Source organism: Achromobacter spanius, assembly GCF_003994415.1.
GTDB classification, from domain to species: Bacteria; Pseudomonadota; Gammaproteobacteria; order Burkholderiales; family Burkholderiaceae_B; genus Achromobacter; species Achromobacter spanius_C.
This window is the reverse complement of sequence record NZ_CP034689.1, coordinates 4,792,799-4,812,078: the sequence shown is the minus strand read 5'-3', so window position 1 is coordinate 4,812,078 and position 19,280 is coordinate 4,792,799. Positions and strand designations below refer to the sequence as shown.

The window sequence follows — 19,280 nt, the reverse complement described above, 5'->3', positions numbered from 1 at the left end:
GTTGAACGCTCTTGGGTCGGCGCGCTCTTGGCCGCCCACAGCGGGGCATGAGTCCCCATGCACCGGTGCCGCTTCGGCGGCACGCCCCCTTGTTGTTGGGAGAAAAACATGAGACACCCTCGGCATTCACCGCCTGGCTCGGCGGGTTTCCTGCGGGCCGTGGCATTGGCGGCTGGCCTGGCCTGCAGCAGCGCGAGCTACGCGCAAGCGGCGGGTGGCCCCGCCGGGCCGGCCGGGCAGGGCGGCCTTCCGCCTGCCGGCACCCCCGCGCCCAAGGGGCCGGCGCCCGATAGCGGTGCGCCCGCTCCATCCCGGGGCGACCCTTCGGGGCCGCCGCCCACCATCCCGCAAGCGGCCCCGGGCGACAAGCCTTCGCAGCCGGTGCAGGGCCAGGGCACTGTCAAAGGCTCTTCCGCCAATCCAGCGCCCGATGGCCGCATCCCTGGTGGCAAAGCCGGCTCGGGCGGGCACAAGACGAATGAATTCGGACGGTAACCGCGCACGGGAGTAAGGGATGCAAAACCGAGACGTGGTGGTCGTGGCCGTGTCCACGGGTGGCCTGGCCGCCCTGGAAGTGCTGCTGGGTGATCTGGATCCGTCCTTGCCGGCGTCCGTGTTCGTGGCCATGCATGTGGACGGCTACCGCAGCGTGTTGCCCACGCTGCTGCAACGCCGCACGCGTTGGCGCGTGCAGCATGCCATTGATGGTGAACCCTTTGTGCATGGCGTCGTCTACGTGGCGCCGCCGGACAGGCATTTGATCTTGCAGCATGACGCGACGGTGCTCACGCGTGGGCCAAAAGAGAACTTCACGCGGCCCGCCGCGGACCCGCTGTTTCGTTCCGCCGCGGAACAGTACGGGCAGCGCGTCGTCGGTGTCGTTCTGACCGGCCACCTGGACGACGGGGCGGCGGGCCTGAAGGCCGTGAACGCTTGCGGCGGGTTCGCCATCGTGCAAGACCCGGCCGACAGCGTGGCCCAGGACATGCCCACCAACGCCATCGCCGCGGTGCCGTCGGCGCTGGTGCTGCCCTTGCAGCAGATTGGCGAAGCGATGGCGAACGCGGTGAAGACCACGAGCGCTCCACATGCGCCTGCCCCATCCGCCTTACCGGAAGTTCTGCGCGCCGAATCCCGCATGACGGAAACCGGCCAGTCGTCCGCGTCCGTGCTGGAACGCCTGGGGCACCAGGCCGGACTGACCTGTCCCGAATGCGGGGGCGTGGTGTGGCGGGTGGACACGGGGTTGCCGGTGCGCTACCGCTGCCATACCGGGCATGCGTTCTCGTCGCGGTCTTTGCATGCCGCGCACGCGGCCGGGGTGGACGAGGCCCTGTGGTCCGCCGCGCGCCTGCTGCGCGAACGCATCATTCTGGCGGGCGAGGAAATCGCGACGGGCGGCGCGTCGGCCGAGGCCACCGGGCGGCTACGGGCCGCCGTGGGCCAATGGGAGGCTGCCTACCAGCAACTGCGCGCCCTGGCCGCAATGACGGATAGCCCCTTGGCGGACACGGATACCGGTTAGCCGGCCATGGCGAAGCCAAGCAACAAGCCCGCCCATAGGACGGCGCTTGCGGAAGCGGCGGTCATCGGGATCTAGGCGTCACGCGCATCGGCCTGTTTGATGCCTTCCTGCTCCTGCGATTGACAACTGATGATCGAGACGCTTTCGTATGGGTATTGCGCGTGGGCCGCCTTGACCGCCGCCTCGCACGTGGGATAGGTGCGGGCATCTTGTTGCACGCCCAGCATTGCAATGCGGCGAAAGCTCCAAAGGCCGTCGGGGCGCTCGAACGCTTCGATGATCATTCCTGGGCCTCCTTGGGCGAAGGCGCGCCCGCATTCACTTCGGGTTGGCCGGGAAGGGACTTGCGGGAACCGGCGCTTGGATGTTGCGGCATGGAAGCCTCCTGGCAGCGTTGGCGATAGGGATTCGTTGGCGCAGTTCGCAAGCAATTCGTGTTCCCAAGCCGTTGCGTATAGAGAACCCAGGTCGTGGCGGGCACGTGTCTTGCTCCTAGCCACGCACGACATCCGTCCCGGGTTGTCTTCACTCTAAGAGCCACACCATGCATCCCATACGCAAAGCGGTATTTCCTGTTGCCGGCCTGGGCACCCGTTTTCTTCCGGCCACCAAGGCCATGCCCAAAGAAATGCTTCCCATCGTGGACCGGCCACTGATCCAATATGCCGTCGAAGAAGCCGTGGCGGCGGGCATCACGGAACTGATCTTCGTCACCGGGCGCAACAAGCGCGCCATCGAAGACCATTTCGACCGGGTGCCGGAACTGGAGCGCGACCTGGAATTGAAGAACAAGGGCGCGTTGCTGGACAGCGTGCGCAACGTGATTCCCGACACGGTGAAATGCGTGTACACCCGCCAGCCCGCTGCCTTGGGCTTGGGCCACGCCGTCTTGTGCGCGGCCGCCATCGTGGGCGACGAGCCGTTTGCCGTGCTCCTGGCCGACGACATGATCGACGCGGACAGTCCCGTCATCGGCGAGATGATGACGGTGGCGCGTGAGTTCGACGGTAGCGTGCTGGCCGTGCAGCAAGTGCCGCGCAGCCAGACCAATCAGTACGGCATTGTGTCCGGCGCGCATGCTTCGCAAGGGGTGTTGAAGGTGTCGGGCATTGTTGAAAAGCCGGACCCGGCCGACGCCCCCAGCGACCTGGCCGTGGTGGGCCGCTACATTCTTGAACCCCAGATTTTCCACGCGCTGGAGGCCACGCAGCCGGGTGTGGGCGGTGAAATCCAGTTGACCGACGCCATTGCCTCCCTGCTGCAAGGCCGGAAGGTGTTCGGCTACGAGTACGACGGCGTGCGCTATGACTGCGGCAGCAAGGAAGGCTTTTACCGCGCCACGATGGAAATCGGGCGCAAGTATCACGGCATGAAATAAGCCTCAATCCGCTGCGGGCCCCCTCAAGCCCCTCGTCCCATTCGGCGCCGCGGGCGCTTGGCGCTTGTGCGCCGTGGCATGGTATTGGTCCAGCACCGTTCGCAGCGCGTCCTCGCGCACGGGGCGCCCTTCAAGAAAGTCGTCGATCTCGTCATAGTTCACGCCCAGCGCCACTTCGTCAGGCAGGCCGGGGCGCAGCGATTCCAGGTCGGCGGTGGGCGCCTTGGTGATCAGTTTGGCGGGCACGCCCAGCACCACGCCCAGCGCGCGCACCCGGCGCTTGGTCAAGCCGCGCAACGGCAGCAGGTCGGCTGCGCCGTCGCCATGCTTGGTAAAAAAACCCATCAAGGCTTCCGCTGCCTGGTCGGTGCCGATCACCAGACAGTCCATCGCGCCCGCAATCGCGTATTGCGTCACCATGCGCTGTCGCGCCTTGATGTTGCCCGCCACGAAGTCCTCGGCGCCCTTGTCGCTGAAGACCAGGCCCGACGCCGTCAGCGCCTCACGCTGGGCGTCCACGGTGGGCTTGATATCCACTTCCATCACATGGTCCGCGCGAATGAAGTCCAGCGCGCGGCGGGCATCTTCTTCGTCATGCTGGTGCCCATAGGGCAGGCGCACCGCCACGAAAAACGCACGCCGCCCTGTCAGGCGCAGCCGCTCGGCGGCCAACTGCGCCATTCGTGCCGCCACCGTGGAATCCACGCCGCCGCTGATGCCCAGCACGTAGCCGGACTTGCCCGTTTCCAATAAATACTTCTCCAGGAAAGCCACTCGGCTTTCAAGTTCAACCGCGGAATCAAAATCCGGTTGAACGCCAAGATCACTCGCAATGGCAGCCTGCTGATCCTGCAAGTTGGTATTGCCAGCCATGATCAGATCTCCCTTCAAGGTTCCGAAGGGGGCGAACCTGCGCCCGCCCCGCACTTGGGGGCGGTGGCAGCAATTTCCGCGCCTGAATCGAAAGCGGCCCTATCCGGGGGGCGTGAGCCTGGCGCGGCGGTCGCGGCAGCGCTGGCTTGAGGCAGAAGCCTCAATGGACCCTGTTGATGCAGAAGCCTCAGTGGACCCTGTTGAGGCGGAAGCCTCAGTGGACCATGTGGCTGTCGTCGCGCTCGACGACGGGCGGGCGCGAGCGGCCCAGCCAGCTTTCCACTTCGGCTTTCCATCCCGCTTCCCAAGCGGCCACCTTGGCGCGCCACTGCGCGATGGGTTCGCCGGTATGGCCCGGCATCTGGTGGGCCCGCAGATAGGGGCAATCAAACAGGCTCCATCCGTTCCGGGCGGCCTGCGCACCCTGATCCTGGATGTCATTTTTCATCTCGGCTTCCCCCGATTGGCGTGAGCAAAAAGTATGAGCGCAGCGCGGGCCGTGTGCAATAGTGTGTCAATACTAGGGGGGATAGCGTGGCGGAACCCCCCGGCCGTCACGCCTGGCCGCGCAGCCGCCGCACGATGTCCAACAGGTTGTCCAGCGACACCGGTTTGCTGATGTGCGCGGTATAGCCCGCTTGCAGCGCCTGGTTCATGTCGTCCTTGGAACCAAAGCCTGTCAGGGCGATGGCGGGCAGGACCAGGTCGGGATGGTTTTCGCGTATGGCGCGAATCAGCGCATAGCCATCCATGCCGGGCATGCCGATGTCGGACAGCAGCAGGTCAAACGACGCGGCTTGCATCGCGGCCAGTGCTTCCTGGCCGCTGCCCACCGCGGTCACGCAGGCCTCTTCCATGTCGAGCAGCTCACGCATGATGTGAAGAATATCTTCGGAGTCGTCCACGATCAGCACCCGCAGTCCCTTCAGCGGGCTGTCACCGGGCAGGGCCAGTTGCTGCTCCTGCTGCTGCGCGTGTGCCAGCGCCATGCGCACGGTAAAGCGCGCGCCATGGCCCTGGCCATCGGAATGCGCCTGGATGGTGCCGCCGTGGGCCTTGACCAGTTCGCTGGCGACCGCCAGGCCGATGCCCAGCCCGGGGCTGGCCAGGTTGCGCTGGCGCACGTCCGCCTGGCTGAACATGTCGAACACCTTGCCCAGGAACTTGGGGTCGATGCCATGGCCGGTGTCGATCACGTCCAGCCGCATGCGCGCGTCTTCCACGCCCAGTTTCAGCGTGACCGTGCCGCCGGGCGGCGTGAACTTGATGCCGTTGTTCAGCAGGTTCCAGATGATCTGCTCGACCCGCAGCGGGTCGGCGTTCAGGTGGATGGCCTGGCCGGCGTCAAACTCGCTGTGCAGCGTCAGGCCGGCGGCGCTGGCCACGGGGCGCAGCACGTCCAGGATGTTGGAGGCGATGGCGGTGATGTCAAAAATAGACTGGTTCAAGGCCAGCTTTCCGGTACGCACGCGCGACAGGTCCAGCAGGTCGTCGATGATGCGCGCCTGGCCCTTGACCGATCGCTGGATCAGATCAGCGGAGCGCGCGGCGGCGGGCGAATTGCGCACGGCCGGGGTGCGCGCCAGCAGTTCGGCGTTCAGCTGGATCAGGTTGAGCGGATGCTTGAGCTCATGCGACACCATGGCGAAGAACTCGTCTTTCAGCACGTTGTCGGCGCGGGCGCGGTCCAGGCGCGACTCTTGTTCGGCATCGCGCAGCTTCAGGTCGGTGACGTCGCGCACGATTTTTGCAAAGCCGCGTATGGTCGGGTCGTCCATGCGGTTGACGCCGCCCGTGCAGAAGATCAGGCCGCCGTCCTTGCGCCGATGCCAGCGTTCGTCGGGCGCATAGCCGATCTGCCTGGCGCGTTCCAGTTCCAGCTGCGGTCGGCCGGCCTGGATGTCGGCGTCGGTGAAGATGATGGCGAACGACTTGCCGACGGCTTCGGCGCGCGTGTAGCCGAACATGGTCTCGGCGCCGATGTTCCAGTTGGTGATCACGCCGTCGTGGTCCAGCGTCAGGATGCCGAAGTCGCGCGCGCTTTCCGTCATCAGCTTCAGGTGCGCTTCGCCCAGGCGCACGCGGTCTTCCGCCTTGCGCCGGTCGGTGATGTCAATGAAAGTCAGCACCGCGCCTTCGATGCGATGTTCGGCGCTGCGGTAGGGCAGCAGCCGGGCCAGGTACCAGCGGTCGGCGTCGCTGCGGACTTCGCGTTCCACCGCGCGCAGCGATTCAAACACGCCGGCCGCATCGCGCGCCATGTCCGGGTAGTCAAGCCGATGCGTGATGTCCAGCAGGGACCGGCCGGCGTCGCTGGTGATGACGTTGAACACGTCGGTCGCGCGCGGCGTGAACCACTGGATGTGCATCTTGCGGTCGACAAACAGCGTGGCGATGTCGGTGGACGCAATCAGGTTTTGCAGGTCGTCGTTGATCTTGGCGGTTTCGTCCACCTTGGCCTTGAGTTCCGCATTCACGGTGATCAGTTCTTCATTCACCGACTGCAATTCTTCCTTGCCCGTTTCCAGTTCTTCGGTGGCCGAGCGCAGCTCTTCATTGATGGCCTGCAGCTCTTCGTTGGACGCCTTCAATTCTTCGGTGGACGTTTCCGACTGTTCGATGGTGGTCTGCAACTGGTCTTTCGTGCCCTGCAACTCGGCTTCCAACTGGGTCAGCACGGCGGTGGCGCCGGCCGTGGGCGCCACGCCTTCGGGGCTCATCACGTCTTCCACTTCGTCGAACAGCACCAGCATGTAGTCGTTGGACGTTTCCTCGTGGCGGAACGGCCGCACCACCATGTTGACGTAGGTGTGGCGTTCGCCGATCTTCATCTTCACGCGGCGCGCCTCGACGCTTTTCCGGGTATGCAGCGCCTGGAACATCGCGGTGCGCAGTTCCATGCGCAGTTCGGGGTACACCAGCGACGGCAGGTTGCGCGAGGGCTCGCCGCCCGCGTGGCGCAGGAAGCGGCCCGCGCGTTCGGACATGTGCACGATGTCGCTTTCCGAATCCACGATGACGCTGGGCGGCGCGGACATCTCCAGCGCGCGCTGATGCACGTCGGCGTAAGAAGTCTTGTTGTGCCGGTTGCGCGGCGTGCTGGCCGGCGCGGCGCTGGGGCGTTCGAAGGCATGGGCGGCCGGCAGCGCGGGCGCGTTGCGAAGGTGGGTCGGCGTTTCCTTGGCCACATAGATGCGGTTGCGCTTGTCCACCACCTGGAACAGGCGCGGGCAGGCGTCGGCCGATTCCGAACTGCCCAGAAACAGGTAGCCGCCGGGCTTGAGCGCAAAGTGGAACATCTTCAGCACATCTTGCTGCACCTCGCGATCCAGGTAGATCAACAGGTTGCGGCAACTGACCAGGTCCAGCTTTGAAAAAGGCGGGTCGCGCAGGATGTTGTGCACCGCGAACAGCACGCGCTCGCGCACTTCCTTCTTGATGCGGTATTCGTGTTCTTGCCGTGAGAAATAGCCTTCCAGCAGCGAGCGCGGCACATCGGTGTCGATGGCCATCGGGTAGCTGCCGACGCGGCCCACGGCCAGGGCCGCTTCGTCGATGTCCGTGGCAAACACCTGGATCTTCTGATTCACCTTCAGCGCATCGGCGCGCGCGCTCAGCAGCACCGCCAGCGAATACGCTTCTTCGCCCGTGGAGCAGCCCGCCACCCAGGCGCGCATGGGGCTCGCCGGGTTCTTCAGATGCCGCTCGAACAGCTTGGCCAACACAAAATTTTCCAGCGACGAAAAGGCTTCCTTGTCGCGAAAGAACTGGGTGACGCCGATCAGCATGTCGGACAGCAGCAGCGGCGTTTCGTCCACCCGGTCCTGCAGCAGCTTCCAGTACGCCCGAAGCGTGGACACACCCGTGACCTGCATGCGGCGTTCAATGCGCCGCAAGACCGTCGCGGTCTTGTAATGGCGGAAGTCGTGTGCCGTGCGGGCGCGCAGCACCGTCAGGATGTCGCGCAGGGCCACGCGGTCGTCTTTGTCAGGGGTGGTGTCGTGGACGGGTTCGCCGGCCGCTTGCGCCGCATCCTTGCCCAGGCGCGGAAGGTGCATGGCGGACATATTGTCGGCAATCTGCTTGAGCCGCTGCGGCATGGCCGCCACCGGCAGGATGATGTCGACCATGCCCGTGGCGATGGCGCTGCGCGGCATGGCGTCGTGCGCGGCGTCTTCGGGCTGCTGGGCGAAGGTGACCCCGCCTTGCTCCTTGATGCGCGCCAGCCCCAGCGAGCCATCGGACCCGCCACCCGTCAGCACGATGCCGACCGCGCGGGTCGTGTGCACATCGGCCAGCGTGCGGAAGAATTCGTCGATGGTCGCGCGCTGGCCTTGCGACGGTTGCGCTTCCTTCACGCTTAGATAGCCGTCGTTCATGGTCAGCATCGCGGCGGGCGGAATCACGTATACGTGGTTGCACTGAACGCGCTGCGGGCGGGTCACCTGCACCACCGGCATGCGCGTGGCCGCCTGCAAAATCTTGTCCAGCACGCTGTCGTGGTCGGGCGATAAATGCACGATGACCACGAAGGCCATCTGCGGGTTGTCGGGAAGCGTTGAAAAGAACTCCCGCAACGCTTCGATACCACCCGCCGAGGCGCCCAGCCCCACAACGGGAAAGTGCAAATCACTGATGGCGACACCCGGTTTGTTGTCGGGCACGAAGGGAGTGTTGGACATGGGAATCTTGGCTGGGGCGACGGGCTGCGTTGCCTAGGATGATACAGCCGGAAAAAGCGTGTCGAGAGGGCAGCGCGTCGGGAGTATGTGACGTGCTGCAAGGCGTCCCAGTCCAGCTTGAATGTTCAAGATTCCTCGCCAGAAGCCTTGGAATCCGGACGCGCCCATTCGCACCAGGCGGGTTTCAGCGGCCAGGTTTGCCAGGCGGATTGGGCGGGCGGGCCTTTGCGGCTTCGTTCACCTGCTCTTGCACTTGCTTTTGCGTCCGGCCGAAAGCGTCCCGGCCTTTCGGCGCTTGCTCACCGCCAGCCGGATACCCCGAGTTGGTGGCGGGATCGGGGTTCACGTCCCCTTGCGGCGGTCCATCGGCCACGGGCTGTCCGGTGGCGCCGACTTCGGCACGGTCCACGTGCGGGGAGGGCGGCGGATTCGGGGCGGGAGCGGGCTTGGATTCGTTCATGGTGGGCGACCCTTGCTGGTTGACGCCGCGCGGAGTGCGCAGCTGCGCCCCGCTTGCAGCAACTTCCATGCCTGAGCCATGGCTACGCTCATTGCGCGCGTTTAGCGCCGCTGCCAAACAAGCTAAACGGGTTGCGCCTTGGCCGCGCGCCGTGGCAGCACGGCAGTCAGCACGGTGCGGCCGGGCTCGGACACGATGTCCAAGACGCCGTGCACCCGCGCGATGCGGGCATGCATGCTGCGCATACCCACGCTGACGCCGGCTTGCCGTACCGTCGCCACATCGAAGCCCACGCCATCGTCTTCAATGCGCAGTTCCAGCCGGTCGGCATCGGGCTGCAACAGCTGCACCTGCACGCGGCGGGCGCGGCTGTGCTTGACCACATTGGTCAACGCTTCTTCCAGCAGGCGCGTCAGCGCCAGGCATTCCAGGGAAGAGGGCGGCGTGCGCCATTGCGGCGGAAACTGCCAGTGGGAATCCAGGCCCAGCTCGTCGAACACCTGCACGTAGCGATGACGCAGCGGCGCGGCCCATTCCTGCGGGGTGGCCGGGACCGTGACCCCGCTGCTCGAGCCGCTGTCGATGGTCTGGCGCAAGTCGTCGCGCAGCAGCTTCAACATGGACAGAAACTGCTGGCTCTGCAACGGCTTGTCGGCCTGTTCCACCATGGCCATCATCCGCACCAGCGAACCACCGAGTCCGTCGTGCAGGTCGTGCGCAATCTGCAGGCGTTCGTGCAGGCGGGTATTGGCCACCGCCAGGCTGTGTTCGCGTTCCAGCGTGGTGGCCAGTTCGCTGCGCGCCTGGAATATGCCGTCCGCCAATTCCTGGTTGAAGCGCTCTATCTGCCGCACGTTGCGCGCGTGGCGCAGGCCCAGAATGGCGGACAGGCACAGGGTGATCACCACGCTGGAGTAGGGCGTGTAGGACTGGCCGGATGAGATGACCTTCATCATCAGCAGCAGGTCGTGCAAGATGACCACGAAAAATACCAGCAGACAGGCGGCCAGCATCAGGTGCTCTGGGCGGCGCGTGCGCCAGGCGTGTACCGGAAACTGCAAGCAATTGATGATGAAGATGGCGGCGGGAATCAGCATGCCGATGGCATGCGCCGTGGCCAGCGCGTTGTCGGGCGTAAAGGCCAGCATGGCCAGCAGCGCGGCGCTCAGCAGCCACAGCGCGCGTTCGATGCGCGGCAGCGATTGTTCGCCAAAGCGCCAGGTGAACAGGCAGAAGCAGGTGACGTACAGCACCAGCGCCATGGCGTTGGCGCGCGCCAGCGATAAGGTGTCGGGCAGCGGCCAGGGGCTGGTCAGCAGCACATTGCTGATGAACAGCACCCAGAACAGCGACATCAAGGCATACCAGCCGTAGGGGGTCTGCTCACGCCGCACCACCCAGATGCAGAAGAACAGGCCGCCCAACACGGCGGATACCACCAGGTTCACCGTGTACAGCGAGCGGTTGCGCCACCATCTTGCTTCTTGCGCGGCTTGCATGGCTTGCGGCGCGCCCAATTGCAACGTGCCCAGCCCGGGCGTCTGCTGCGCCACGCCTGCCACGCGCACCCATAGCGTGTTCACGCCGTCGTGCAGGATGGCTTCGGGCAGGCGCCAGGTGCGCGGCATGTTCCAACTGCGCGATAGCGGTTCGCTCAGTTGCGGGTCGCTCCAGATCAGTTCGTCGTTGACGTAGAACTCGCCGGCCATCACCACGGACTCCACCATCAAGGCTACGGGGCCGGGGCAGGGCCGCTGCCAGTCGATGCGATACCAGACGGATCCGCTGTAGCCGGGCCAACGCTGGTTCCAGTCGTCGGGCAGCGTGACCGGCACCCAGTCGGCGCCGTCAGGCCGGCTGCCGTCGGCGGCGGCCCGCGCCGCCGTGATGGACATCAGTTGCACCGCGCACGCCGTGGTCGTCTTGGGTGTCGGGGCCAGGCCAGCATCCCCGGCAACGGCGGGCGCCGCGCACAAGATCCACCAGCAGGCCAGCAGCCATCTCAGTCCAGCAAGCCACGCGAGCGCGCGGCGTGTACCGCCCGCGTGCGCGATGAAACGGCCAGCTTGCGGTAGATGTGCTTGATATGGCATTCAACGGTGTAGCGCGACAAGAACAGTTGTTCGGCGATTTCGCGGTTGGCCAGGCCTTCGGCCACCAGACGCAGGATCTGGCTTTCGCGGGGGCTAAGTATCGCACCGCTTGCCGTGCCGGTCTGTTCCGTGGGCCGGGGCCGCAACTCGTCGATGATGCGTCGTGCCACGAAAGGGTCAATCGGCGCGCCGCCTCGCAGCACGCTGCGTAACGACAGCGCAATTTCGATGTCGTCGCGTTCTTTCAGCACATAGCCCGTGGCGCCGGCGCGCAAGGCCGCCAGGATCGCGTCCTCGGTACACCAGGCCGAGATCACCAGGATGGCCAGGCCGGGGTCGGCGGCGTGCATCTCGGCAATCAGGTCGATGCCGCTGCCGTCGGGCAAGCCCAGGTCCACCAGCGCCAGCGCAACCGGCTGAATGGCCAGGCAGGCGCGCGCTTCGGCCAGTGATCCCGCGTAGACCAAGGCGTCGGGCTGATAGCCCAGTTGCAGCAACAGGCCTTCGATCCGCCGGCACACCAGCGGTTCGTCCTCCACCAGCAGCACGGGGGCGGGCAGCGTGAGTTCGGGGGCAAGGGTGGAGGAGGGCATAGGGGGAAGGGGACGTGCGGCAAGGGAGGGCAGGATCGCCCGATTCTAGATTGTGATGGCGCGGCGCGTGGCCGGCCATCCCTTGAATCAGGTATTCCCGCTGGGGTTTCCCTCTAGGATTTCCCGCCCTGGCTGTTCCCGTCCAGCCTCTCCCCCCGGGGATCAATAGTTGATCGAGGCCGACAACATATACGTCCGTCCCGCCGCGTTCGTCACGAACGAGCCGGATGCCAGCCAGTACTTCTTGTCCGCCACGTTCTCGACGTTGGCGCGGAACACCACGTCCTTGCCGGCGATGGTGGTGGCGTAGCGGGCGCCCAGGTCAAAGCGGGTGTAGCCCGGCAGGCGCAGCGTATTGGTGTTGTTGAGATAGACGGACGACGTGCGAATGGCGCGTCCGTTCAAGCTCAGGCCCTGCACCCACGGCGTGTCCCAATCCAGGCCCAGGTTGTAGGTGCTGGCCGGCACGCCCGCCGGCCGGTTGCCCTGATTGACGCCGCCCGGGGTTTTGGTGAGTTCGCTGTTGATGAACGCCGCGCTTGCCATCAGGCGCAGGCCGGGGACCAGCTCGCCGTAGCCCGTCAGTTCCAGGCCACGGTTGCGCTGTTCGCCAAAGTAGCCGTAGACGTTGTTGTCGTCGGCCTGGCCCGACGGGCGCGCAATCTGGAACAGCGCAAGCGTGGTGGTGATGTTGCCATCCCAATCCACCTTGACGCCGGTTTCGTACTGCTTGGACTTGTACGGCGCCAGCACGGCGCCCCGGTTTTCGTAGGTGTCGCCCACGATCGTGCCGCGCGTCAGGCCTTGGGCCAGGTTGGCGTAGACCGATACGTTCTGCAGTGGCTTGACGACGATGCCGCCGATGGGCGAGTTGGCGCTGGAACGGTAGCCGCTGGTGCGCGCGCCCGTGGTGGTGTTGTAGCTATCGACTTCAACCCGTTGGTGGCGCACGCCCGCCGTCAGCAGAATGCGATCGTCGATAAAAGACAGCGTGTCGACAATGGCGAAGCTGGTCAGCGTGGTGTCCGACGCCTTTTGCGGAGTGAGGCGCACGGCGGGGCCGTCGGGGATGTCCACCGGATCATAGATATTCGAGGCCACAATGGCCGATCCGGTCGAATAGGCGTTACCCGCCTCTTGCTTCAGGTAGGTGGCGCCCAGCGCCAGGCGGTGCTTGATACCGCCGGTGCTGAAGCGGGCCGTCAGGCCGGCGTCGCCGCTGCTCGTCTTCGAATACGAGTCGTAGTACGTCGTCATGACGTTGAAGTTGCCGTCCTGGTCCACCGACTGACGCGCGCCCGCCGTGTTGACGGTCACCGGGAAGATCTGCCGCACCTTGCCGTCGCGATACCCCGCCGCGATGTGGCCGGTGAGGTTGTCGGTGAAGTCATATTCCATGCGCGACATGATGGTGCTGTCGCGTTGCGACAGGCGGGTGCCGGGGTAGAAGTTGATGTCGCCATCCGGCGGCGAGGGCAGTTCCGTCACGTTGGGCTGCCAGCCGATCTGCGAGCGGAAGTTCTCGATCACGTCTTCCTGGTGGATGGCGTCGGCCGACCAGCGCAGGCGCGCGCCGCGATAGTCGATACCCAAGGCGCCCATGTCCAGGCCCTGCTTGCCGTCCTTCAACGTGGCTTCCCCGCCGCGCTTGACGCCATTGAAGCGCAGGCCCCAGGCATTGTCTTCGCCAAAGCGGCGGCCCAGGTCAAGCTGGCCGGTGAAGTTGGCCTTGCTGGCATAGCCCAGCGTGGCGCGCGCCAGCGGTTCGTCGTCGGCGCGCTTGGTCACCACGTTGATGGCGCCGCCGATGCTGCCGTTGGGCGGAATGCCGCGCATGAAGGCGCCGGGGCCCTTCAGCACTTCCACCCGCTCAAGAATCTGTACCGGCACGCGGCTGGACGACACCAGGCCATACAGGCCGTTGACGCTGACGTCGCCGCTGCCCACGGCAAAGCCGCGGATCTGGAAGTCTTCCCCAAAGCCGCCCGCCGATGTCAGCGTGCGGACCGAGGCGTCGTTGACGACCACGTCGGCCAGGGTGCGGGCCTGCTGGTCATACAGCAGTTCAGAGGTGTAGTTGACCGTGCTGAACGGCGAGTCCATCACGTCTTCGGAACCCAGCAGGCCCAGGCTGCCGCCCGTGGCAAGCTGCCCGCCCGTGTAGGGCGGGGCAAGCTCGCCCAGAATGCCGGCGGTGACCGTCACGGCTTCCAGTTGCACCGTGCCGCCCACGGGCTCGGCGCGCGACAGGGTCACGTTGTTGCCATTGCGGGTGTACGTGATGCCCGTGCCTTGCAGCAGTTGACGCAGGGCATCTTCAGGCGACAGGTTGCCGGAGATGGCGCGCGCGGTCTGGCCGGCCAGCACATCCTGCGAATAAAAGATCTGCAAAGACGTTTGCGAACCCAGCTGCAACAACGCATCGCCCAAAGGCTGCGCGGGAATGTTGACGCTGACTGGCGCTTCCTGGGCCTGAACGGCGGGCGCCATGCCAAAGACAAGCGACAGTGAAAAGGCAAGCGCGCTAAGAACCACGCGCGGCGGGACGCGCAGAGCAGGTCGGGCAGAGACGGTATTCAAGATCGGTAGCTCGGTGAGAGGCACGCCATGGGGGCGCACCGGTTCTAAAGGGGGTAGGCGGGCGGCGTGGATATGTCCGCCCCTTCCTCTCTAGACGCATGAGCTGGCTTGAAACCGGAATGGGAATCGCTATTATTTTGTAATAGAGTTGTTACAAATCGTCAGCGCGCCAGGACACGGACCCGACCGTCCGGCAAGCGGTCCAGCGATACCGGCGCAATGGCGGGCAGAGCGTCGATCATGGCCAGCGGATCGTCCACGCTGAAGACGCCCGAAATGCGGTAGGCCCCTAGCGCGGGCGCGTTCAGGCTGGCGGGCTGCATCAGGTAGCGGTTCATTTCACTGATGACCTTGGCCAGCGGTACGTTGTTGAAGATGATCTTGCCGCGCTGCCAAGCGCTCAGGTTGTCGACATTGACCTGGGTGACGTCGCCTAGCGGGCTGTCCGCGTAGGCAATGGCCTGTTGGCCCGCGCCCAGGCGGTGTTCACTGTGGCGCCACCAGGGTCCGGATTCCAGCCGCACGGAACCGGATTCGACGCTGACTTGCAAGCTGTCGCTGTCACGCCGCACGTTGAAGCGGGTGCCTGTCACGGTGACCTGCCCCAAGCCGCCCTCCACCACAAAAGGGCGGGACGTATCGTGCCGCACTTCAAAGAAGGCCTCGCCCTGTGACAGTTCCACCCGGCGTTCGTTGGCGCCGAAGCGGGCGGCCAGGCGGGTGTCGCCGTTCAGGTGCAGGATGGAACCGTCAGGCAGCGTGACCTGGCGCCGTTCGCCCTTGCGGGTGGCGTAGTTCAGCCGCGTTTCGTCGGAGTTGAATAGGTAGGGCGCTGCCAGCAGGCCCGCCGCAACGGGCAGCGCACAGGCCGCCACCATTCTCAAGCCGAAGCGCCGCCGCGACATCGCGGGTGGTGGGGGCGCAGCCCGCGTGGCTTGCATCAGGCCGCGCAGCCGCGTTTCAGGCAGGGACAACACCGCATCCCATTGCGCGGTCAGCCTGCGATAGTCGCGTTCATGGGCCGGGTCAGCGCTGCACCAGGCGGCAAATGCCTGTTGGTCTGCTTCCGTGGTCTCGCCGGAATGCATGCGCGAAAACCAATGCGCCGCGTCGCGCGGGTGTTCCAGCGCGTCGTCGCCAGGGCGCAAGGCAGGGGGGCGGGAGTCAGAAAGGGGCATGGTGTTGCAGCCGATCGTTGATGTGACGCACGGAGCGAGTCATGTATTTTTCCACCATGCTGCGCGAGATGCCCATTTCCTGGGCGATTTCGGTGTGCGTCCATCCTTCCAGACGGCACCACAGATAAACCTGCCGGCACTTGGGCGGCAGGTCTTCCAGCGCACGGGTGAGCTCATCGGCCAGTTGCTGAAACCGCACGCCATCATCGGCCGGGGGCGTGGCGGGATGGTCGCCGCCCGGCACCTCGTCCAGCGGCGTGATGTCCAGCGTGTTGACGTGACGATGCCGGCTGACCAGGCGGTTGGAGGTGCCGCGGGACATATACGCGCGCGGGTCATAGATAGCCGCGACGTCGCCTTCCAGCATGCCAAGCACGGTGTCGTGCATGGCGTCTTCGCCATCCTCGTGCCCCCGCCCGCGCCATTTGCCGATCATCTCCGCGTAATGGGCGAGCCAGTCTTTCCTGGCCTTGGGAGGGTGAGACATGAGGTAGCGCTTGGGCAAATAACAAAAAGTTATTGATTCTAATATGCATTTTCGTCTCTGGGAGGGGCCGCGATCGGCATGGCGCGCGCGAACAACACGCACAATCAACACGCACGATCAAGGCTTGACGGCCAGGCCGGCAGCATGCTGTCTAAGCGCATCGCTCAATGATCTGGGCAAGCTTGCTTGCGGCGGCAATCATCTTGTCTTGCGGGTAGCCCCCAAAGCCCAGGATCAGCCCCTGCCGCTTGTCGGGGCTGCGATCCGAATAGGTGGGAGACAAGGCGCGCACGGCAACGCCTTGTTCGGCGGCCAGGCGGGCAATGGCCATATCGTCCAGACCATCGTCCAGCCAGACCAGCAGATGCACGCCTTGTTCAATCGGCTGCACCCGGGCCAGGCGCGCGGGCAAGTGGGCCTGCAGGATCTGGACAAGCGCCGACCGGCTGTCCGCGTAGATGGACCGGATGCGCCGGATATGCCGGTCCAGGTGCCCTTCGGCAATGAAGGCGGCAAGCACATGCTGGTCGGCGGTGGCCGGGTGCCGGTCCATCACAATCCTGGCGCCGCAAAACGCGGCGACCAGGTCGGATGGCGCAATCAGGTAGCCCAGCCTGAGAGAAGGAAAGAGGATCTTGCTGAAGGTGCCCAGGTAGATGACCCGGCGGCCATCCAGCCCCTGCAGGGCAGGAAAGGGATGCCCTGCATAGCGAAGTTCGCTGTCGTAGTCGTCTTCAACCACCCAGGCATTTGTGGCCGCGGCCCAAGCCAGCAGGGCTTCGCGCCGAGCCATGCTCATCGGCATGCCAAGCGGATATTGGTGCGAAGGCGTCACGAAGGCAACGCGCGCGTTCGGCGCCTTGCGCAGGCCGTCTTCCACTTTCAGCCCCTGTTCGTCCACCGGCAGCCTGACAATGCGATCGGGTCGCCCCGTGCTTTCCAGAATGGACGTGATACCCAGGTAGGCGGGGTCTTCCACCCAGGCCTGATCGCTGTCCTCCAGCAAGACTTGGCACGCAAGATACAGCCCTTGCTGCGTGCCGGACGTGACGATGACCTGGTCCGGGGTGCAGACCACCGAGCGGGATTTTCGGACGTGATCCGCAATGGCCTTGCGCAGGGCAAGCAGGCCCTGAGGGTCGGCGTAACCGGACGGCCCGCCGGCGCGGGTGGCGCGTATGCGGTTGCCCAGCTTGCGCCAGGTGTCATCCGGCGCGACCGGTCCGGCAGGCACCGAAATGGCGAAAGGCGCGGCCGGCAGCGGAACCATGGCGGCCGCAATTCCGGCATAGCGCGCGGCCGTGGCTGGCAGGGGGCGCGCAAACGCGGTGTCCGCTTCTGCGGGCTGGCTTGCGGCGGGGCTTGGGTTCCGCTCGGTCAGCGTGACGGATACGGTGGTGCTGCTTCCCGCCTTGGACTCCAGATATCCCTCGGCCACCAATTGCTCGAAGGCCTCGACGACGGTGCCGCGCGCGATCTGTAGCGCGGCGGCCAACTGGCGGGTGGCGGGCACCGGTTCGCCCGGGCGCAGCGTGCCCGCACGGATCAACTGCCGCAACTGCTGCGCCAGTTGCTGGCTGAGCTGGCCTGCCTTGCGGTCGAGTGGAAACAGGACGGGCAGTTCGATGCTCTTGGGGGTGCGCACAATAGTGGTCTAAAGAAAAGCGGGCAAACTGGATCTTACTGCTAGGCCAGATTGGGGTCATGATGCGGGGCAATTACCCGATCTTTGACCCCCAGAGGCCTTTCGCCATGTACGTACCCGAGCACTTTGCCGTTTCTGATTCCGAATCCCTCTACGGCCTGATTCGGGCCCAGCCGCTGGGGATGCTGGTTACCCACGGCCCGGAGGGCCTGGACGCCAATCATCTTCCCTTCGAGCTAGAGGTGGGCGAGCGCGCCGTCTTGCACGGCCACGTGGCCCGCAACAACCCGGTGTGGCGCGAGGTCGCCGACGGCAGCGAAGTGCTGGTCGTGTTCCGGGCCGGGGATGCCTACATCTCGCCAAACTGGTATCCCAGCAAGCACGAGCAGCACAAGCAGGTGCCCACGTGGAACTACCAGGTCGTGCACGTGCATGGCCGCGTCACCATCAAGGACGACGAACGCTATGTGCGTGGCGTTGTCGCCCGCCTGACGCGCACGCACGAGGCGTCGCAGGAGAAACCGTGGAAGATGACCGACAGCGCCCCGGAATACATTGATGCGATGCTGAAGGCCATCGTAGGCATTCAAGTGGAGATCACGCGCGTCGTCGGCAAGCTCAAGCTGAGCCAGAACAAGGACAAGCGTGATATTGAATCCGCGGGTCAGGCGCTGGTTGCCAAGGGCAAGACCACCATCGGCGCGGCCATGCTGGCCTGTGCCGACCCATGCCCTGGGCGTGAACGTTGACCGCCTGGCCAGCAGTCGATAGGGGCGAACGCTGCCGCCGCGTCGGCCCCGCGCGGACCTTCAGTCGAGAGATATTCCCGAGTTTTGAGCGACCTGGCGCCACTTGCTTTGCTCGGCCGCGAGCCGATCACGGAATTGCCGCGCTGAACCGGGCGAGACTTCCACACCTCGGGCGGTAAGCCGCTCACGGACGTCCGGCAACTCCAGTACGTGGACCAGAGCGGCATTAAGGCGCTCGACGACGTCCGAAGGCACACTGGCGGGGCCGAGCAGTCCCATCCAGCCTTCTGCTATCAACTCTTGGTAGCCCAACTCCCGCAGCGTGGGCGTATCCGGCAAGTCGCGTAGGCGCTTGGGCGACGGCGTAGCCAATGCCCGCAACTTTCCCGATTTGATGTGGGGTAAGGCGACAGCTGCCGTCTCGAACGTGAAATCGACCTCGTTCGCCAGCAGTGCCGTCATTGCTGGCGCGCTCCCTTGATACGGGATGTGTGTGGCCTTCGTGCCGGTGCGCGAGAGGAACAGTTCACCAATCATATGATTGGTGGAACCCATGCCGAACGATGAGAAATTCAAGCGGTTCGGGTGGGCTTTCGCACGCTCAATGAGAGACGGTACGTCCTTGATGGGAGAACTGGCCGGTACAACCAGCACGAAGCTGACACTTCCGACTTCCCCGATGGGCGTGAAATTCTTGAGCACATCGTAGGGAGCCGTCTTGCGGGTGACCGGATTGATGATCAGTTCGGCGCCAGTGCCGAAGAACAGCGTCGTGCCATCTGCCGCGGCGCGAGCCACATTCTGCGCACCCAGCGTGCCGCCGGCGCCTGCCCGGTTGTCAACAATCGTGGGCTGGCCCAGTTGTGCGGGGAGTTTTTCGGCAATGATCCTGGCGGCGCCGTCTGTGCCACCGCCAGGCGGGAACCCGACGACCAGATGTACCGGTCCAGAGGGAAAGCCAGCGGCACTGGCTGATACGGCGCATAGCGCGCCCACACACAGCAAAACACATCGAGTCAGCATACTCATGTCAATTC

Annotated in this window: 16 protein-coding genes; 4 read left to right on the top strand and 12 right to left on the bottom strand. The window is 65.2% G+C overall.

What is annotated here, in order from left to right:
• Positions 1-108 precede the first annotated feature (108 nt).
• Complete coding sequence (locus ELS24_RS21980; RefSeq protein WP_127185373.1) at positions 109-495, top strand: hypothetical protein; 387 nt, start codon at positions 109-111, stop codon at positions 493-495.
• A gap of 19 nt (positions 496-514) precedes the next feature.
• Positions 515-1,525, top strand: coding sequence for a chemotaxis protein CheB (locus ELS24_RS21975; protein ID WP_050447752.1), 1,011 nt, complete (start codon positions 515-517; stop codon positions 1,523-1,525).
• A 71-nt stretch (positions 1,526-1,596) separates the two neighbouring features.
• Here the strand turns inward: ELS24_RS21975 and ELS24_RS21970 are convergent, their stop codons facing one another.
• A complete protein-coding gene (locus ELS24_RS21970; RefSeq protein ID WP_127185372.1) occupies positions 1,597-1,809 on the bottom strand; it encodes a hypothetical protein in 213 nt (70 codons plus the stop codon).
• 260 nt (positions 1,810-2,069) lie between these two features.
• Between ELS24_RS21970 and galU the strand changes: the two genes are divergently transcribed.
• Positions 2,070-2,903 (top strand): UTP--glucose-1-phosphate uridylyltransferase GalU, encoded by an 834-nt coding sequence (gene galU, locus ELS24_RS21965; RefSeq protein WP_050447755.1) that lies wholly within the window; start codon positions 2,070-2,072, stop codon positions 2,901-2,903.
• A 3-nt stretch (positions 2,904-2,906) separates the two neighbouring features.
• Here galU and nadE read toward each other — a convergent pair whose 3' ends face one another.
• From nadE to ELS24_RS21915, 10 genes are all read right to left on the bottom strand, one after another.
• Positions 2,907-3,776 carry an ammonia-dependent NAD(+) synthetase gene (gene nadE / locus ELS24_RS21960; protein WP_127185371.1) on the bottom strand — a complete coding sequence of 290 codons (870 nt, stop codon included), beginning with the start codon at positions 3,774-3,776 and terminating at the stop codon, positions 2,907-2,909.
• A 214-nt stretch (positions 3,777-3,990) separates the two neighbouring features.
• On the bottom strand, positions 3,991-4,224 hold the full coding sequence (locus ELS24_RS21955; RefSeq protein ID WP_050447757.1) for a CrpP-related protein: 234 nt from the start codon (positions 4,222-4,224) through the stop codon (positions 3,991-3,993).
• A 106-nt stretch (positions 4,225-4,330) separates the two neighbouring features.
• Positions 4,331-8,458: a CheR family methyltransferase gene (locus ELS24_RS21950; protein ID WP_127185370.1), complete on the bottom strand. Its 4,128-nt coding sequence runs from the start codon at positions 8,456-8,458 to the stop codon at positions 4,331-4,333.
• 184 nt (positions 8,459-8,642) lie between these two features.
• Positions 8,643-8,987 (bottom strand): hypothetical protein, encoded by a 345-nt coding sequence (locus ELS24_RS21945; RefSeq protein WP_127185369.1) that lies wholly within the window; start codon positions 8,985-8,987, stop codon positions 8,643-8,645.
• Positions 8,988-9,040: 53 nt separating this feature from the next.
• The gene (locus tag ELS24_RS21940; protein WP_240669363.1) at positions 9,041-10,813 is read right to left on the bottom strand and encodes a sensor histidine kinase; all 1,773 of its coding nucleotides are present in this window, start codon (positions 10,811-10,813) and stop codon (positions 9,041-9,043) included.
• 107 nt (positions 10,814-10,920) lie between these two features.
• Complete coding sequence (locus ELS24_RS21935; RefSeq protein WP_050447760.1) at positions 10,921-11,604, bottom strand: LuxR C-terminal-related transcriptional regulator; 684 nt, start codon at positions 11,602-11,604, stop codon at positions 10,921-10,923.
• Positions 11,605-11,766: 162 nt separating this feature from the next.
• Positions 11,767-14,184: a TonB-dependent receptor gene (locus ELS24_RS21930; RefSeq protein WP_240669362.1), complete on the bottom strand. Its 2,418-nt coding sequence runs from the start codon at positions 14,182-14,184 to the stop codon at positions 11,767-11,769.
• A gap of 161 nt (positions 14,185-14,345) precedes the next feature.
• Positions 14,346-15,362, bottom strand: coding sequence for a FecR family protein (locus ELS24_RS21925; RefSeq protein ID WP_127185367.1), 1,017 nt, complete (start codon positions 15,360-15,362; stop codon positions 14,346-14,348).
• Positions 15,349-15,849, bottom strand: a complete 501-nt coding sequence (locus tag ELS24_RS21920; RefSeq protein WP_083447429.1) for an RNA polymerase sigma factor — start codon at positions 15,847-15,849, stop codon at positions 15,349-15,351. The genes ELS24_RS21925 and ELS24_RS21920 overlap by 14 nt, the downstream gene beginning before the upstream one ends.
• 151 nt (positions 15,850-16,000) lie before the next feature.
• Positions 16,001-17,497 carry a PLP-dependent aminotransferase family protein gene (locus tag ELS24_RS21915; RefSeq protein ID WP_127185366.1) on the bottom strand — a complete coding sequence of 499 codons (1,497 nt, stop codon included), beginning with the start codon at positions 17,495-17,497 and terminating at the stop codon, positions 16,001-16,003.
• Positions 17,498-17,601: 104 nt separating this feature from the next.
• On the opposite strand from ELS24_RS21915, the gene ELS24_RS21910 reads away from it, so the two are divergent.
• Positions 17,602-18,243, top strand: a complete 642-nt coding sequence (locus tag ELS24_RS21910; protein ID WP_127185365.1) for an FMN-binding negative transcriptional regulator — start codon at positions 17,602-17,604, stop codon at positions 18,241-18,243.
• Positions 18,244-18,303: 60 nt separating this feature from the next.
• Here ELS24_RS21910 and ELS24_RS21905 read toward each other — a convergent pair whose 3' ends face one another.
• Positions 18,304-19,272, bottom strand: a complete 969-nt coding sequence (locus ELS24_RS21905; RefSeq protein ID WP_127185364.1) for a Bug family tripartite tricarboxylate transporter substrate binding protein — start codon at positions 19,270-19,272, stop codon at positions 18,304-18,306.
• Positions 19,273-19,280: the final 8 nt, after the last annotated feature.

Bases quoted from the DNA above. Each gene is read 5' to 3' on its own strand.
- ELS24_RS21980 (WP_127185373.1), top strand. From the start codon at position 109: ATGAGACACCCTCGGCATTCACCGCCTGGCTCGGCGGGTTTCCTGCGG.
- ELS24_RS21975 (WP_050447752.1), top strand. From the start codon at position 515: ATGCAAAACCGAGACGTGGTGGTCGTGGCCGTGTCCACGGGTGGCCTG.
- ELS24_RS21970 (WP_127185372.1), bottom strand. From the start codon at position 1,809: ATGATCATCGAAGCGTTCGAGCGCCCCGACGGCCTTTGGAGCTTTCGC.
- galU (WP_050447755.1), top strand. From the start codon at position 2,070: ATGCATCCCATACGCAAAGCGGTATTTCCTGTTGCCGGCCTGGGCACC.
- nadE (WP_127185371.1), bottom strand. From the start codon at position 3,776: ATGGCTGGCAATACCAACTTGCAGGATCAGCAGGCTGCCATTGCGAGT.
- ELS24_RS21955 (WP_050447757.1), bottom strand. From the start codon at position 4,224: ATGAAAAATGACATCCAGGATCAGGGTGCGCAGGCCGCCCGGAACGGA.
- ELS24_RS21950 (WP_127185370.1), bottom strand. From the start codon at position 8,458: ATGTCCAACACTCCCTTCGTGCCCGACAACAAACCGGGTGTCGCCATC.
- ELS24_RS21945 (WP_127185369.1), bottom strand. From the start codon at position 8,987: ATGGAAGTTGCTGCAAGCGGGGCGCAGCTGCGCACTCCGCGCGGCGTC.
- ELS24_RS21940 (WP_240669363.1), bottom strand. From the start codon at position 10,813: ATGTCCATCACGGCGGCGCGGGCCGCCGCCGACGGCAGCCGGCCTGAC.
- ELS24_RS21935 (WP_050447760.1), bottom strand. From the start codon at position 11,604: ATGCCCTCCTCCACCCTTGCCCCCGAACTCACGCTGCCCGCCCCCGTG.
- ELS24_RS21925 (WP_127185367.1), bottom strand. From the start codon at position 15,362: ATGCCCCTTTCTGACTCCCGCCCCCCTGCCTTGCGCCCTGGCGACGAC.
- ELS24_RS21920 (WP_083447429.1), bottom strand. From the start codon at position 15,849: ATGTCTCACCCTCCCAAGGCCAGGAAAGACTGGCTCGCCCATTACGCG.
- ELS24_RS21910 (WP_127185365.1), top strand. From the start codon at position 17,602: ATGTACGTACCCGAGCACTTTGCCGTTTCTGATTCCGAATCCCTCTAC.
- ELS24_RS21905 (WP_127185364.1), bottom strand. From the start codon at position 19,272: ATGAGTATGCTGACTCGATGTGTTTTGCTGTGTGTGGGCGCGCTATGC.